The 13,868-nt window shown below is 61.8% G+C and carries 15 protein-coding genes; 9 read left to right on the top strand and 6 right to left on the bottom strand.

What is annotated here, in order from left to right; genetic code table 11:
• The first annotated feature begins 16 nt into the window (after positions 1–16).
• Positions 17–733: a 5'/3'-nucleotidase SurE gene (surE, locus tag LZC95_51305; GenBank protein ID WXA94798.1), complete on the top strand. Its 717-nt coding sequence runs from the start codon at positions 17–19 to the stop codon at positions 731–733.
• On the opposite strand, the gene LZC95_51310 is transcribed toward surE, so the two are convergent.
• Positions 734–1,225 (bottom strand): hypothetical protein, encoded by a 492-nt coding sequence (locus LZC95_51310; protein ID WXA94799.1) that lies wholly within the window; start codon positions 1,223–1,225, stop codon positions 734–736.
• A gap of 151 nt (positions 1,226–1,376) precedes the next feature.
• Here LZC95_51310 and LZC95_51315 point away from each other — a divergent pair, with 151 nt between their 5' ends.
• Both LZC95_51315 and LZC95_51320 read left to right on the top strand, forming a co-directional pair.
• Complete coding sequence (locus LZC95_51315) at positions 1,377–1,832, top strand: Rrf2 family transcriptional regulator (GenBank protein ID WXA94800.1); 456 nt, start codon at positions 1,377–1,379, stop codon at positions 1,830–1,832.
• Positions 1,833–1,926: 94 nt separating this feature from the next.
• A complete protein-coding gene (locus LZC95_51320; protein WXA94801.1) occupies positions 1,927–2,496 on the top strand; it encodes a hypothetical protein in 570 nt (189 codons plus the stop codon).
• A 3-nt stretch (positions 2,497–2,499) separates the two neighbouring features.
• On the opposite strand, the gene LZC95_51325 is transcribed toward LZC95_51320, so the two are convergent.
• On the bottom strand, positions 2,500–3,738 hold the full coding sequence (locus LZC95_51325) for a hypothetical protein (protein WXA94802.1): 1,239 nt from the start codon (positions 3,736–3,738) through the stop codon (positions 2,500–2,502).
• 329 nt (positions 3,739–4,067) lie between these two features.
• The gene (locus tag LZC95_51330; protein WXA94803.1) at positions 4,068–4,412 is read right to left on the bottom strand and encodes a hypothetical protein; all 345 of its coding nucleotides are present in this window, start codon (positions 4,410–4,412) and stop codon (positions 4,068–4,070) included.
• A gap of 367 nt (positions 4,413–4,779) precedes the next feature.
• Between LZC95_51330 and LZC95_51335 the strand changes: the two genes are divergently transcribed.
• The 3 genes from LZC95_51335 to LZC95_51345 all read left to right on the top strand — a co-directional run bounded on the left by LZC95_51335 (position 4,780) and on the right by LZC95_51345 (position 6,925).
• Complete coding sequence (locus LZC95_51335) at positions 4,780–5,166, top strand: VOC family protein (protein WXA94804.1); 387 nt, start codon at positions 4,780–4,782, stop codon at positions 5,164–5,166.
• Positions 5,167–5,248: 82 nt separating this feature from the next.
• Positions 5,249–6,331 (top strand): hypothetical protein, encoded by a 1,083-nt coding sequence (locus LZC95_51340; protein ID WXA94805.1) that lies wholly within the window; start codon positions 5,249–5,251, stop codon positions 6,329–6,331.
• A 33-nt stretch (positions 6,332–6,364) separates the two neighbouring features.
• On the top strand, positions 6,365–6,925 hold the full coding sequence (locus tag LZC95_51345) for a hypothetical protein (protein WXA94806.1): 561 nt from the start codon (positions 6,365–6,367) through the stop codon (positions 6,923–6,925).
• Positions 6,926–7,055: 130 nt separating this feature from the next.
• Here the strand turns inward: LZC95_51345 and LZC95_51350 are convergent, their stop codons facing one another.
• Entirely contained in the window at positions 7,056–7,322 is a 267-nt protein-coding gene (locus tag LZC95_51350) for a hypothetical protein (protein ID WXA94807.1), read from the bottom strand.
• On the opposite strand from LZC95_51350, the gene LZC95_51355 reads away from it, so the two are divergent.
• Both LZC95_51355 and LZC95_51360 read left to right on the top strand, forming a co-directional pair.
• Positions 7,321–7,800 (top strand): hypothetical protein, encoded by a 480-nt coding sequence (locus LZC95_51355; GenBank protein ID WXA94808.1) that lies wholly within the window; start codon positions 7,321–7,323, stop codon positions 7,798–7,800. The two genes, LZC95_51350 and LZC95_51355, sit on opposite strands and share 2 nt — an antisense overlap.
• A gap of 169 nt (positions 7,801–7,969) precedes the next feature.
• Positions 7,970–9,655 carry a hypothetical protein gene (locus LZC95_51360; protein WXA94809.1) on the top strand — a complete coding sequence of 562 codons (1,686 nt, stop codon included), beginning with the start codon at positions 7,970–7,972 and terminating at the stop codon, positions 9,653–9,655.
• 4 nt (positions 9,656–9,659) lie between these two features.
• Here the strand turns inward: LZC95_51360 and LZC95_51365 are convergent, their stop codons facing one another.
• Together LZC95_51365 and LZC95_51370 are read right to left on the bottom strand one after the other, a co-directional pair.
• The gene (locus LZC95_51365; GenBank protein WXA94810.1) at positions 9,660–10,412 is read right to left on the bottom strand and encodes an SDR family oxidoreductase; all 753 of its coding nucleotides are present in this window, start codon (positions 10,410–10,412) and stop codon (positions 9,660–9,662) included.
• Between the two features lie 2 nt (positions 10,413–10,414).
• Positions 10,415–10,921, bottom strand: a complete 507-nt coding sequence (locus LZC95_51370; protein ID WXA94811.1) for an SgcJ/EcaC family oxidoreductase — start codon at positions 10,919–10,921, stop codon at positions 10,415–10,417.
• A 193-nt stretch (positions 10,922–11,114) separates the two neighbouring features.
• Here LZC95_51370 and LZC95_51375 point away from each other — a divergent pair, with 193 nt between their 5' ends.
• Positions 11,115–13,733 carry an esterase-like activity of phytase family protein gene (locus LZC95_51375; GenBank protein ID WXA94812.1) on the top strand — a complete coding sequence of 873 codons (2,619 nt, stop codon included), beginning with the start codon at positions 11,115–11,117 and terminating at the stop codon, positions 13,731–13,733.
• The last annotated feature ends 135 nt before the right edge of the window (positions 13,734–13,868 follow it).

Raw genomic sequence — 13,868 nt, forward strand, 5'->3', positions numbered from 1 at the left:
TGCACTGCTTTTGCGGATGCGCATCCTCGTGACCAATGATGATGGGATTTATAGCCCCGGCCTGGTCGCACTGGCCGAGGCCGCGTCGGAATTCGGGCAGGTGCGGATTGTCGCACCCGACGTCGAACAGTCGTCGATGGCGCACGCCGTGACGTCGTCGCGACCGCTTTCGCAGCGGCTTGCCAAAGTAGGGCATTTCGATGCATTCCGCGTGAACGGCACGCCCGCCGATTGCGTGGCCCTCGGCAGCCACATCTGGGGAAAAGTCGATTTGGTTCTGTCCGGCGTGAACATCGGACTCAATGTCGGCAATTCGATGTGGCATTCGGGCACGCTTGCGGCAGCCAAGCAAGCCTCCCTTCTCGGCATGCGCGGTGTCGCGCTGAGCGCGTCGGAGACGGAGGACGATTACGAGATTTTGCGTCCCCACATCGGGCGCGTCATTGCACAGCTTCTCGAGCTGCCGAAGCTCTGCTTGGTGAATGTGAACTTTCCGCCCCATCCGCGCGGCGTGCAATTCACGCGACAATCGGTGCGGCATTACGATGGCCACATCGTGCCCGCACGCGATCCTCACGGCCGCGACATTTTCTGGTTCGCCGTCAAACCGATCGAATCCCCGGAACCCGGCACCGATCGCTGGGCCATCGAGCACGATTGGGTCTCGATCACCCCGCTGCGGCTCGACCTTACCGATCAAACCGCATTGGAGGAGCTTCTCCAGCACAAGTGATCAATAGAAAAGCGTCGTGAACGTGAACGTGAAGGCGCCAATGTCGATGGGCGGCTTCGTGCCGGCGTCGCCTTGGAAGACGGCTTGCGTCGAGCACGATCCTTTGCCCTTGAGCAGGTGCGGATTGAAGGACATGCCCGCGTCGTAGGTGAGTGGCGCGGGCACGTTGCTTTCGACGTCGACGGTGCACGTGGCACCGCCCCAGCGATCCTGACCGGCGTTGACGGTCATATCGGCGGCGAAGGTTCCGGTTTGCCCGGCCTCGATCTTCCGCACGAACATGGCCACGACCACCTTTCCGTCGAGCGGCGCAAATCCGACGGAGCGCGCCGAATAGACGCAGCCTTGGGAGGTGTCCCCGAGCTTCGCGTCGAGCCCCCCGGAGAGCTGCACGTGCAACCGGCATTCGTCGCTGTTCGAACCCTCGCCCGAGTTGCCGCCGGACGAGCAGCCGGCCAAAAGGAGCATCGCCCCTGCGAATATGGATCTCATGGGAAGCTGCGCCGAGTAAGAGCACGCCCCATGCCGCACCGGTCCCAGCCATGAATCGAGCCAAATTTACCGCTCCCGGGGACCACCGCGCACATCCGTTCGCGCGTAGGCCCTTGACGTGTGGAACGCCTCACGTAGCACTTCATGTATCATGAGACGCGACAGCCGGCTTTCCGTGGCACTCCACGTCCTCCTCCATATGGGTGAAATGGGCGGAGTGCATACGTCGGAGACACTCGGCCCCATGATGGGCATGAACCCCGTCGTTCTGCGAAGGACGATGGCGGGCCTGCGCGAGGCGGGCATCGTTCACTCGGAGAAGGGGCACGGCGGTGGCTGGTCGCTCGCGCGTGGATTGGACTCGGTGACCTTGGGCGAGATTTATGACGCGCTTGGCACCCCGACGGTGTTCAGTATTGGCCACCGGGTCGATAGCCCGGGGTGCCTGGTCGAACAGGCCGTCAATCGCGCATTGGGTGGAGCTCTGGCGGACGCCGAGGCCTTGCTTCTCACGCGGCTTCGAAGCATCGCCGTAGCCGACATTGCCGCCGACGTGCGCCGCAAAGGTTGGCAACTGGGTAAGAAGGGCTCCAAAGCCCACGGGTGAAATCCGTGCAAGGCAACCGGTGGGCGCACGGGCACCCGCCGCGGGATGCGGTATGATTGGGATCATGCAAAGCAAATGGCTTGTCGGGGGGCTTATGCTTATGGTCGCGAGCGGGTGTTCATCGTCGTCGCCCCCGCCGGCGAAAGGCCCCGAGCCTGCAGCCGCGCATCTGGTCTTGTGGACGGGCGGAACGCACGCGTTTACCGCCTCCGTCGAAGACGACAACATCATTGGCTCGCGAATCAGCCTGCACCGCGCGTCCATTGCCTCACCGGCGTCCATGGAGTTCTCCGAGGGGCCCGGCTTCCAAGGCAGCGCATACGATATTCCGGTGAACGTCTCGTTCGACGGGGCGAGCGCGCGGGGCATCTTTGGCGGTGGTCCGCTCAATTTGGACGTCATCGAAGGACCCGCGGGGGTGATGCGCATTCAGGGCATCGTCGGCAATGCCCAAACGAGCTTCGAAGTCGGTGCGAATCACCTGAGCGGATATGTCGGGCGCTGCACCTACGATTTGAAGCGCACCACCGCCCCCTTCCGTTACGAGGGCATCCGCAGCTGCGGGCGCGGCTCACACCGCGCCCGCGTCGAGATCACGAAGCCCATCGTGGAATGGACGCCGATCGAGACGGCCACTCTCTTGAGCCTCGCACTGGCCCGCTGAACATCACTCCGCGCTGAGGTTCTTCCAGCCCGCAGGCTCGTCCACGGTGAACGCTTTGGCGTCGACACCGCGGTTGAACCGGATATCGCTGACGTCGATGGAATACGCCGTCAGACCTTTTTCATTGGTTCCGACGAGCTTCAAGAGCACGCCCGTCTCGTCGTCGACCCACATTTTGAACGTGGTGGCGCCGAGCTTGCGGCTCAAATACGCATCGTGCTGCCCTTCGACGACGGTGACCGCGCGCCCGAGAAGCCTCTCGTTGCCGACGACCGCCGCATTGGAGCTGCTGAGCCAAAAGGCATAATTCTCCGGGGATGTAACTTCGTTGGCCGCATCGCCCCAAGCGGGATCTTGTCGATGCACGTACACCGGCTCGCACGTCTTGTTGACGATCACGCGGGCACCCACGGGCCGCAACACCGGGGCGAGGGCGGCTTTGCGGAAGGTCGACGTATCCAAATAGCGGGTCACGGCCGATTGGGCATTGGACGTGCGCTCCACCACGTTGCCGTTTGCCTTGGTAATCCGCACCGAACTGCTCGCGATTTGCTCGGAGACGGTGAAGTCGACGCGCTCGTCCTGACCAATCTTGGAAAATGCAATGCGAAACGAGCCTTGAACATCGCGGTAGTGGTCGACGGCGCTCAGCATTTTCTGCTGAATCGCAGCCACACGCGGGTCGGCCACTTGAAACGTGGTGGCGCATGCAGCGGCCGACTCGTCGGCATCGGTTTGGGCGGCGGCGAAACTGCTGAATGTCTGGATCTTGATCAGATCGGCGCCCGTTCTCCCTGCGCCGCTGTCATTCCATGCTTGGACGCGGAAGGACGGATAGCTCGTGCCGGTGCCGATTCGGCTCCAGCCGCCGGGGGCGGTATTCTGATTGATATAACCGACGTCCTGGCTGGACGCGCCGTATCCCGCGCGCGTATCGGTGAAGTCGAAGTTGTTCAAGTACACATCGAGCCAGAATCGGTTGCCGCCGCTGAGACCGTAGAAAGACCAACCATAGAAGTGGGTGCCCGGGCCGCCCAAGCGATCGTCTCCGTTCGCATCGCCGCCCTGGCCCGTGCGAAGGACCCACCCGGCGTCGGAACCCGTATTGCAATTGGGATATTGAGAGGCCGCGCGGTCATTGTCGCAATAGTAATCGTTCGCACGTGCCGGCGAAGCGGCAAAGACAATCGAAGAAAGTGCACTGACGGCAAATGTCGCCTGCAGGATGCCTGTTCGCATCATTGGGAAGGACCTCATGGTTGAGATGAAAAGAAACTGCCAAGCGTGAGCCTTCCAGTACAGCAACCACGATGCCAATACATTGGCATGAAGACGCGTTCGCTTTGCGCACGGAAAATGACGCCAATTCGCTGTTTCGTAGACGCGTTTGCTACCGAAAGTTCGACCGGTCCAAGTCAACGAGGAGTGGACATGGGCCTTCATTCCGCGACGGCTTCGCGCCGTACCAAAGGCGCCACGGTGGCGGTCGTACGGATGGAAGGTGACAAGGTTCGGCCTCCTCGGCCAAGCCCGGTTTCCGGTGACCCGAGGAGGCCGGTGCCATCATGAAATCACGAGGTCAGACGCCTGACGTGCCCCCTGAAAAGTTGGATCTCCCGGTTCATCGGATGGTAGCTACCCTCCTTCGCATACTTCGCGAATACCGTTTTCGTTGCGGTGTCTACCTCGGCTCGTATCCTCGACTTTGCCTGCTGGCTCAGATCGGAAGGCCCTACATCCTGCAAGCCCCGCGAGATTTCCTTCATCGAAATCAAGTTGCCCTTGTCTACCGCGCGGATGTAGTTGGTTACCGCCGTGACGACTTTGTCGTCCGCCGGTTTCTTGCCGATCAACAGGTCTGTGGCTGCGCCCACCACTTTTGCCGGCACCTTCAATCCCTCTTGTACGATGCCCATGGCAAAACGCTCCTTTCTTCTCGGACCGCGGCGATTCGCCGCGACGGAAACATAGCGAGGGTCAACGGCGGCGCAATGGCTGCTAGCAAACCCTCTTCGTCAGTTCGCCGACGTGCCCAACGCCGTTGCTTCAACATGGGCGCAGTCCGGTCAGCCATCATTCCGCTCGGACAGCGAGCTCGATTTGGCAAATTTTTTTTGAGGTCAAAAGGACATCTGTTCAATTTGTGCGCGGGGAGCTCGTGGGAGGAAAGATTGAGCTTTGAGCGCGCGGACTCCATTTTTTTTCTCTGCGGCGGTCACCTTTTGCTCACGCCCGTCGTCAGGGGATCGCAGGGACGACGAAAGGCCCTGAAGGAGAGAGACCATGCTGAGCAAAGTGGCGTATGTGACCCTGTTCGTGAACGACCAAGACAAGGCGCTCGATTTCTACACGGACGTCCTTGGATTCGAGAAGCGCGCGGACAATCCTTTGCCGACGGGCACGCGATTTTTAACCGTGGGGCTTGCGGGGCAAGATCTGCAAATTGTTCTATGGCCAGGCACCCATGGAAAGGCCAAACCAACGCAGGGCCTCGTGCCGGGGGTGTGCACCTTCGAAACGAGCGATTGCCGCAAAACGTTCGAAACGCTGAAAGCGCGGGGCGTCGAATTCGAGACGCCCCAACCCATCGAGCAACCCGTCGCGTGGGTCGCCGTCCTCCGCGATCCGGACGGCAACCGTCTCATGCTGCGCGAGAATCGCACGCCCTGATCGAGCGACCATAGGGAAGAAAACGCGCACACCTTGCCTCGCGAAGAAACGCGATGGTGCGCGGCTTGCTAAGTGCGGGTGCATGAAATACGCCTTGGCTCTTGCCTTGATCGTTGTGTCGAGCGGCTGCGGTGGTGGGGCTACCGAAGAAACGGAAACGCAAGCTTGGGAGCTATCCGCAAACCCCGGTGGCGCGGCACCGGCCAGGCGTCTTGCCGCGCCTGACTCCGACTTTCGCGCCATCGTGTTCGACGACGACCACGTGTACTGGAGCTCGGACCGCGGGCAAATTTGGCGGGTCACGAAGCAAGGTGGATGGCCCGAATTGCTCGTGGACCCGAGCAAGATCAGCGGCCAATACATCCTTGGACTGGCGGTCGACGACGAGGCGATCTACTGGACGGATCTCACGCGCGGGACGGTGCTCAAACGCTCGAAGCGTGATGGCATCGTCACGGTCCTCGCGTCGGAGCAAAATAGGCCCTATCGCGTTGTCGTCGATGGCACGCGCGTCTATTGGACGGTGCAAGGGGATTTCAGCGCCAACATGACGTCCGCCAAGACCGGCGCCGTGCGGGCGGTGGACAAACGTGGCGGGGTTCCGGTCACACTTGCGGACAAGGAACAATTGCCGACGGAGCTCGCGATGGACGATGTCTCGGTCTATTTCGCCTCCGGTCCGTGGGGCGATAGGAATGGATCCATACGTCGCGTGCCCAAGCGAGGCGGTGCGGTCCAAGTCATGGTGAGTGACCAATCCACCATCCGCGCGCTCGCCGCGCGCGGTGGCAATGTGTACTTCGTCGAGGACCGCACGCCGGCTCTTTCACCGTTTCGAGGCGCGCTCCTTCGCGTGTCCGTCGATGGTGCCTACGCGGTCCTCGATCCGGACGTGTCCATCGCCGGGCCACTCACGCTCAGCGGCAACGGCATTGCGTACTCGGCGCTGTTCGATTCTCCACGTCGGGCCGAGATCCGCTGGGTGCCCATCGACGGCTCCACGCCTTGGGTCCTTCTTGCACAGCGCACCTACCGTCGCCGCGCCAACACGATTGGCGTCACCGCCATCGCGGTCGACGACAAAATGGGATATTGGGGCGATTTCTACTGGGACTACGACGGCGCGCGCAGTGGCTCGCTGATGGCGGCGCCGTTCGCTCGGTGATCGCGGCGCCTCGGTCGTGTAACCTCGGAGGGAATGAAGCTATCGCCGCTCCGCCTCGTGATCCTCTTCGCCGTCGGCGCCTTCGTAGCGCCCTTTGGGGATCACGGTCACGTGGCGAGCGGCACGACGCAGTATTTCCCCACGTCGACGCCTTTCATCTGGGATGGCCCTTTCTGGTTTCCCATTTTGGTGGGCCTTGCGACTGTGGCCAATGCCGAGTTGCGTCTGCATCTGCCCTCGCCACGGACCACCCTCACCGTGGGCGATGGCGTTGCCGGCGTTGCCGCGGTCATGGGGCTTTATGCGCTCACCGCGTTGGTGCACCATCAGCCGTTGGTTCCGAGCACGCTTCTCGTCGTCGCCCTGGCCGCGTTGGCGTGGCATCGATTTGGGGACAAGCCTGCCCTGATATGTGGTTTTGCGACGGCGGTGGGCGGAGTGGCCGTGGAGTCGGCACTCGTGGCGGCCGGCGTCTTCCGTTACGCCGACGACATCGATGTTTTGCTGGGGGTCGCACCATGGCTTCCTGCGCTGTATTTCGTATTCGGCATCGTCGCGGCTCAGCTCGGAGAAATTGCCGCGGAAGTCCGATGATAACGAACCATTTGACGTGGCAATTGTTCGAATTTCATTTGCACCGGCTGACGCCCGAGGATTTTCTGCCGCGTGGGACCGGACCGGGAGAGCTACTACCTGTGGCGGCTTCGCGGAGCGATCGGGTGCCTCACGAGGACGTCGAGGCCCCGCCGTTCGACCCGGCCCGGGCGCGCACCGCGTCGGCCGCCATCACCGGACCTTCACGGATGTCGCAATGCCCCGCATCCGCCACGCCGCGAAGCACGTCGGCGTGAATGGCTTTGTCGCATTGCGACAGTCCGGCCATTCGTCTCTCGAAATTCATATTTGAATTAATCGAATATCGCTTGCATTCGACCGGCTCAATCCATTCATATTGCCCGGTCACTGGTGCAGGTAAATCGATTGTCTTCATGAAAGATACGAACCGCATTGGAGGAGCCATGTTCAAAAAGTGGAGTGCTGCCCTCGTACTCGGTCTGGCGACGGCGTCCTTTGGCATTACGGCATCAGCGGAAGAGTCGGATTCGCTTTTGGAAGACGCCTTTCTGGGAACGTGGACCTTCCAATCCGGAAGCCAAGTCTCCTCCCCATGTCTCTCGACTCCGTTCGATCTCGCCGGAAAATCCGGTGAGGTGACCGCGGGGAGCGCGGCTGGGGAAATCGTGGTCACCGTCCAAGGATGCAAAATCCCATTCGTCGAGACGGACGCCACGCACGCCAAACTCAAGGAACGTACGCAGTGCCAGCTGTCGGACGGCTCGACCACGTACAACGTGGACGTGACCGGGGCCAATGCCTCCATCGATGCGAGTGGTGTGCTCCACGCCGACGCCACCGGCACCGCGAACGTCTTCTGCAGCATCAAATTGACCGGCTCGGCCACCAAGTAACCGACGTCACCCAGGGACGAGAAGGGTCGCGTGTCCAACGGCGGACATGATCCGTCGACGTGTGATCGCGGCCTTCTCGCTTCTTCTTTCTGCGTCCATAGGATGCGCTCCTGCATCGCGGCGCTTTTCTTGGCCTGAAGAGCCCTGCCTCTCGGGCGAAGTTCCCCGCGTGGGCCGCCCCGACGAGGACGAGATGTTCGCGTACCTTCGTCGTGAGTGGGCGCGGGCGCAGTCGCCGTCCATCGTGAGTGCGCACATTTTGGAAACGATGCCGCCCTTGTTTCCGGATGTCAGCGATCGCTTTCCCGCGCCTTCGTGCAGCCCGGACTTTCGTCGTGCCATGAGCGCGACGACGTTTGGCGACGGCCAGGTGGTTTTTTCGCGGATGCTGGTGGCACGCGTTTTTGCGGTGGGGGCCATCGAGGATACGACCGAGGTCATGGACGACAAGGCCGCATACCTCATGCGGCTCGTGGAGCTGAGCCCCGAACGACTCACGCCGTATCGACGTTTGCCCGATGAACAGGGGCCGACCCCGCCGAAGTCCGTGATTCGGTATCTGGCACTCGATCGCCTCGTGCACGCGAATCTCTATTGGAATGTGGGCGAAGCCCGCTCCTTTTTGCAAAAGCGCCTGCAGTTTCCACGGGATGATCGCGAAGCTCTCATCGTTTCATCCGTGGCGGGCAGCGTTCTCGATGACACCCGTCGAGACAATCCATCACCCGAAGCACGGAGTCTCTTTCCCGCGTGGATTCCGGACATCCGCCGACGCCTGAATCTGCCAAGAGGCGAGGGTGCCGGTGCGGAGGATGCGGATGCGATTTCGTTCGAGCTGGTGATGCACCGCCTCGAAACGATGAGGGTATTTGGGGCGCGTCTCCGAGCCGATCCCGCGGCTCGCGCGCTCATCGCGGAGATTGTCGCGAGGCGCGGCGACTATCCATCGACGAAGGGACTCCCGGAGCGCTCCTTCGATCTTGCCGTTGCGGCGAGCGGCGCCCGTTACGCTCTCGAGGTGCCTCAGAGCGCTGCGTACCCTGGTCGACCTCCGCCGCCGACGCGGATCGTATTCTCGCCCACGCAGAATCTCGCCCCACCCGAGAACGAGCCAGTGGGCATGGACGAAGCCCGGCAGCGGATGCGCGAGCTCGATGGTGAGCTGGGAAATCTGCACCGGGAGTATCCACGATGCGTGGTCCTTCGAGAACAGGCGCATTGGGTGCCGGACGCCGACGCAGAAACTCGGTTCCGCGAGATGTCGTCTCGAATCTTTGCTCCGGATGGCTCGGTCCTTCCGAAGAATGAGACGGCATGTCGAATCCGATCGGCCGCGGATATTCGGGGGGTGAGCGACGATGCACGCATCGCCATGCTCCTGCGTATCCGTGAAACCACGGGCGCACCGCCTCACGCGGTCATCGCCGCCGTGGTGCGACACCCCGAATGGATCGCGCGCTCCAAGGAGCTGCGTCGATGGTTTTCCCAATTCGCCAGGGAAATGCAGATTCCCGATGGCCTCGGCGGCCAGTGGAGCCTCATTGCCCATCCGATTTTCGATGCGCTTCTCGCCTTTCTTGCCGATCGCGGGGAACTCGCCGAGGGACGGGCCATTCTCACGGCGTTCATGGCAACGATTCGAGAGGCCTCGACACATGCGGCGATACAGCACTCCGTCTACCCGTACGAGGCCGCCATCGCGAGAATCTATTCCGTGGGCAGGTACGCTGTTGCGTTTGGGCTCCGGAGCGAGGCCGCATCCCTCCTTGCGAGCCTCCCCGAGGGTTCGAAATATCAAAAATACGGGCCCGCACAGCATATGGCTTCGACGATGCTCGAGCTATCGGCGAAGTAGTCGTTCAACGGCCGCCGGTCACGTCCACGATGGCGCCCGTCGTATACGAGGCCGCGGGGGAGGCGAGCCATAGGATGGCCTCGGCCACCTCGTCGGCGGTGCCCGCGCGCTGCATGGGCAAATTGGGTGCAAGACGCTCGGCGCGCCCTGGATCGCCGCCGCTCCCATGAATATCCGTGAGGATGATCCCCGGACGCACGGCGTTCACCCGGATGCCTTCCGCGGCGATCTCGCGCGCAAGCCCGAGGGTGAACGTATCGATGGCACCTTTTGCCGCCGCATAATCCACGTACTCGCCCGGCGACCCAAGACGCGCCGCGGCCGAGGACACGTTGACGATGCATCCTCCCGCGCCGCCGTAGCGCGTGGACATGCGGCGGATGGCTTCGCGTGCGCAGAGGAAGCTTCCGACGACGTTCATGGAGAACATGCGCAAAAGTCGCTCCTCGTCCATGGCATCGATCCGGTATTGCCGATCGACCACGCCCGCATTGTTGACCAGCACCGTGACGGGTCCGAGTCGAGCATCCACTGTCTCGAAAAGTCGGCGCACATCGTCCTGCCGGCTTACGTCGGCTTGAACGGGGAGGGCCTCCACGCCCCGCGCGATCAGCTCGGACACCACGCGTTCGGCGGCAGCGCCATCCCGCGCGAAATTCACCGCCACGGCGTAACCTCGCGTGGCGGCACACCGGGCGGTGGCAGCGCCGATGCCGCGGCTGGCGCCCGTGATGATCATCACCTGGTTGGCCGTCATGCCTACGGCTTTAGCTCGAGCGATGCCTTGCCGCTCGCGAAATCCGTCGGCGCCGAGGAATGGTCATGCACGATGAGCCATTGGCCGTCGATTTTCTCGTAGCAGGCGGTCCAGCGAAACCAGTAGTCGCTCTTTTGGCCACTTTTGGCGGTGCCCACCATGCGATTCAGGCTATGGCTGAACGCGATGCCGTCGCGGACGGTGATGGTCAAATCTTGAATCTCCATCGCGATCGGCCGTTCGAACGTGGAAAAGACGGCATCCCATGGCTTTCGATATGCCTCCCTGCCCACGTAACGCAAGGGCGGCACGATATCGAACGAAACGATGCCCGGTGCGTGGAGCGTTAGGACGCGGTCGACATTCCCATCGCGGAATGCACCGACCCATTCGTCCACGATTTGGCGAATTCGCATTTCGTCGGCTTTGTCGTTGGACATGGCTTTCCCAGAAGGCGTGCAGGCCAGCGCGAGGACGGCGAGCCCGGAAAGAAACACTTTGGTTACCATTCGTAAGTTACTACGGGTAATATGTCTGCCGGACGCTCTTGTCAATGGCGCGTGAGCGCGTTCTCTTGAGTTGGGCAGAGAACATTTAACCTGGCGTTCGCGAAATCGTCACAGAGGTTGGCGCCAAAAGCCGGCACCGTGCGCCCAAACGCGTCGCCTGAGCTAAAACGCACGCGGCATAGGAGATAGAGCGATGATTCGATTGGGTCGGGCGGTGGCCGGGCTTCTGGCCGGTTCGTTTCTCGTTGTAGGGTGCACGGGTGATGACGGCGCCGCAGGTGCGCCCGGCGCCCCGGGGCACGATGGCAAAGACGGCGCGAATGCCGGCAAGACGGACAAATGGGGCGTTTCGGAAAGCGATCCCCCCGGTCTGGTCGGTCGTGCGGTGCTGCCGGCGGCGACGTTCGCACCGGGGCCCCCATCGGGCGAGATCACCGGTGGGTTCTGGGCCTCGCAGCCGGTTCAAGGATTCTCGTCGCTGGTCGATCTCGGCGATGGGTCGTTTTACACGCTGGTCGACAATGGCTTCGGCGGCATTGAAAACTCGGCGGATTCCATGTTGCGCATCTACCGCGTGCGGCCCTCGTACAAAACCAGCATGGGCGGCTCCGGCGGTGTCGACGTACTCAGCTACATCGAGCTGCGCGATCCCGATAAAAAGGTGAAGTTCACCATCGTCAATCAATTCACCTCGCGCCGGCTTCTCACAGGCGCCGACTTCGACCCCGAGTCGCTGCGCGTGGCCGCCGACGGCACACTTTGGATTGGCGACGAATTCGGCCCGTTCCTCTTGCACTTCGATCCATCGGGCAAACTTCTCGATGCGCCGTATCCGCTGCCCGATTTCGAGCACCCGGGGCAGTTCGTGCGCTCCCCGCAGAATCCCTGGCTGGAGGAGGCTTCCGCCATTCGCGTGATGAATGCGGCGAAGGCCCATGGCCGCGCACACGGTGTGACCAAGACGCCCGTGTTCTCCCCGTGGCATGTGCATGTCGTCGACGCCGACAATACTGGCAACCGCGGCTTCAACACGCAGCGCGACAATTTCGACCATCCCAATACACCGGGCCCCAACGGCAATACCGGTCTTCAAGCCGCCAACGATGAAATCGTTCGCCTGACGAAGAGCCCCGGCTCGTTCCCGAGCATCCAGGCCGCAGGCTATCCCGTGGTCACGTGGACGGTGAACGATGCGGCCCGCATGAAGGAGATGCTCGATCTCGGGGTCAACGGCATCATCTCCGATCGGCCCGATATTCTTTACAGCACGATTGCCTCCTACGATGCGAACAAAGACGGCAAACCGGGAGACCTCCTCGATGCGGACGGTTTGATCGACCGCTCGAAGTTCGATGCGCAAGCCCATCGCGGCGGGCGCGATTTGCGGCCCGAGAACACGATTCCGTCGTACGAAGTCGGCCTGGACAATCTGATTGGCACACTGGAAATGGACTGCGGGCTCACCGCGGACAACGTTCCCGTGATGTACCACGATAGGGATTTCCAAGGCTCCCTTCCGGGCGAGCCGAAGAAGTCGCGCCGGAAGGGCGGGGGAGCGCTGCCGGTCCACATCAAGGACGTGACCTTCGCGAACATTCAGGATCCTTCGTTTCCCATCCTCAACGATGGGGTCATCCGCAGCGGAACGCCGCAGACCAACGATCTTGCGCTCTCCCCCGTGTCGCGCGCCTTCTGGGCACAACGGCACCGCAACGCCGACGAAATTTACATGATGGCGAGCCTGGAGCAGGTGTTCGACTTCGTCGATTTCTACGTCGATTATTACGAGAATGGCGAGGGCAAGACCCACCCGGAGGCGACCAAGCGCTGGAAAAATGCCTCGCGCATTCGCTTCAACATCGAAACGAAGTTGGATCCGCGCCGGCCGGACACCACGAAAAGTCCCGGTGAATTCGTGACGGCGATTGCGGGCCTGATTACCGCCCGCGGCCTCGAAGACCGTGCCGACATCCAGAGCTTCGACTTTCGTACCTTGCTGCAGGTGCAAGAGCGCTACCCGTACATTCGGACGGTGTACTTGTTCGGCGACTTCTCCCTTTGCCCGACGGGGCAGAACGCGGGCGGAAAGTCGTATTGCGACGACGGGACGAACTTCCAGCCGCTGGACATCAACGCGCCCGTGACCGAATCACTTTCCGACGCGAACAATACGCCGTGGATGGCCGGAATGTACTGGCCCTACCGCCGCACCACCTTGGATTATGCAGTTCGTTCGCAAACCAGCGGCGGCTTCGAAGGCCTCGCCGTTTCGCCGGACGGCAAAAAGCTCTACCCCTTGCTGGAGAAGCCGCTCACCGGCGCACCGGCGGGGCAATTGCTCATCAGCGAATTCGATACGAACACGCGAAGCTTCACCGGAACCCAGTTCAAGTACCAATATGGCGAACACGGGGAATCGATTGGGGAGTTCGTGCTCTTCACCGACAAGAAGGGCATCATCATCGAGCGCGACGGAACGCAGGGCGACGTCAATGGCTGGAAACGTCTCTTCCAAGTCGAGCTGCCCTCGGCTTCGGGCGCGGCGGTCACCAAAACGGATCTCGTCAATTTGAATGCCATTCCGGATACGCTGCAGCTTTCGGCTGGAACGGGGCTCGCTGGGGATGTGGGACTCGGTAATCCATTTTCGTTCCCATTCCAAACCATCGAAAGCGTGCTGGTGTTGGGACCGCGCCTTCTGGCGGTGACCAATGACAACAATTATCCAGGCAGCATCGGCCGGCACAAAGGTTTGGGGCTCCCCGATGACAACGAGTTCATCTTGGTGAAGCTCGATCACGATCTCTATTGAGTTCGTTGCGCAAACCGACCGGCAGCTACAATCGGTGCGCACACATCCATTGGCACTGCGGGACTATGCGCCTTGCCTTTCCGAGGCGCATTCCTATACATCGATAATCGCGCCGGAGACCAGGCGTGCGCAGTG

The organism is Sorangiineae bacterium MSr12523 (assembly GCA_037157775.1).
Classification (GTDB): Bacteria; Myxococcota_A; Polyangia; order Polyangiales; family Polyangiaceae; genus Pendulispora; species Pendulispora brunnea.

Bases quoted from the DNA above. Each gene is read 5' to 3' on its own strand.
- LZC95_51315 (WXA94800.1), top strand. From the start codon at position 1,377: ATGAGACGCGACAGCCGGCTTTCCGTGGCACTCCACGTCCTCCTCCAT.
- LZC95_51325 (WXA94802.1), bottom strand. From the start codon at position 3,738: ATGATGCGAACAGGCATCCTGCAGGCGACATTTGCCGTCAGTGCACTT.
- LZC95_51350 (WXA94807.1), bottom strand. From the start codon at position 7,322: ATGAAGACAATCGATTTACCTGCACCAGTGACCGGGCAATATGAATGG.
- surE (WXA94798.1), top strand. From the start codon at position 17: ATGCGCATCCTCGTGACCAATGATGATGGGATTTATAGCCCCGGCCTG.
- LZC95_51345 (WXA94806.1), top strand. From the start codon at position 6,365: ATGAAGCTATCGCCGCTCCGCCTCGTGATCCTCTTCGCCGTCGGCGCC.
- LZC95_51335 (WXA94804.1), top strand. From the start codon at position 4,780: ATGCTGAGCAAAGTGGCGTATGTGACCCTGTTCGTGAACGACCAAGAC.
- LZC95_51355 (WXA94808.1), top strand. From the start codon at position 7,321: ATGAAAGATACGAACCGCATTGGAGGAGCCATGTTCAAAAAGTGGAGT.
- LZC95_51320 (WXA94801.1), top strand. From the start codon at position 1,927: ATGCTTATGGTCGCGAGCGGGTGTTCATCGTCGTCGCCCCCGCCGGCG.
- LZC95_51365 (WXA94810.1), bottom strand. From the start codon at position 10,412: ATGACGGCCAACCAGGTGATGATCATCACGGGCGCCAGCCGCGGCATC.
- LZC95_51330 (WXA94803.1), bottom strand. From the start codon at position 4,412: ATGGGCATCGTACAAGAGGGATTGAAGGTGCCGGCAAAAGTGGTGGGC.
- LZC95_51375 (WXA94812.1), top strand. From the start codon at position 11,115: ATGATTCGATTGGGTCGGGCGGTGGCCGGGCTTCTGGCCGGTTCGTTT.
- LZC95_51370 (WXA94811.1), bottom strand. From the start codon at position 10,921: ATGGTAACCAAAGTGTTTCTTTCCGGGCTCGCCGTCCTCGCGCTGGCC.
- LZC95_51340 (WXA94805.1), top strand. From the start codon at position 5,249: ATGAAATACGCCTTGGCTCTTGCCTTGATCGTTGTGTCGAGCGGCTGC.
- LZC95_51310 (WXA94799.1), bottom strand. From the start codon at position 1,225: ATGAGATCCATATTCGCAGGGGCGATGCTCCTTTTGGCCGGCTGCTCG.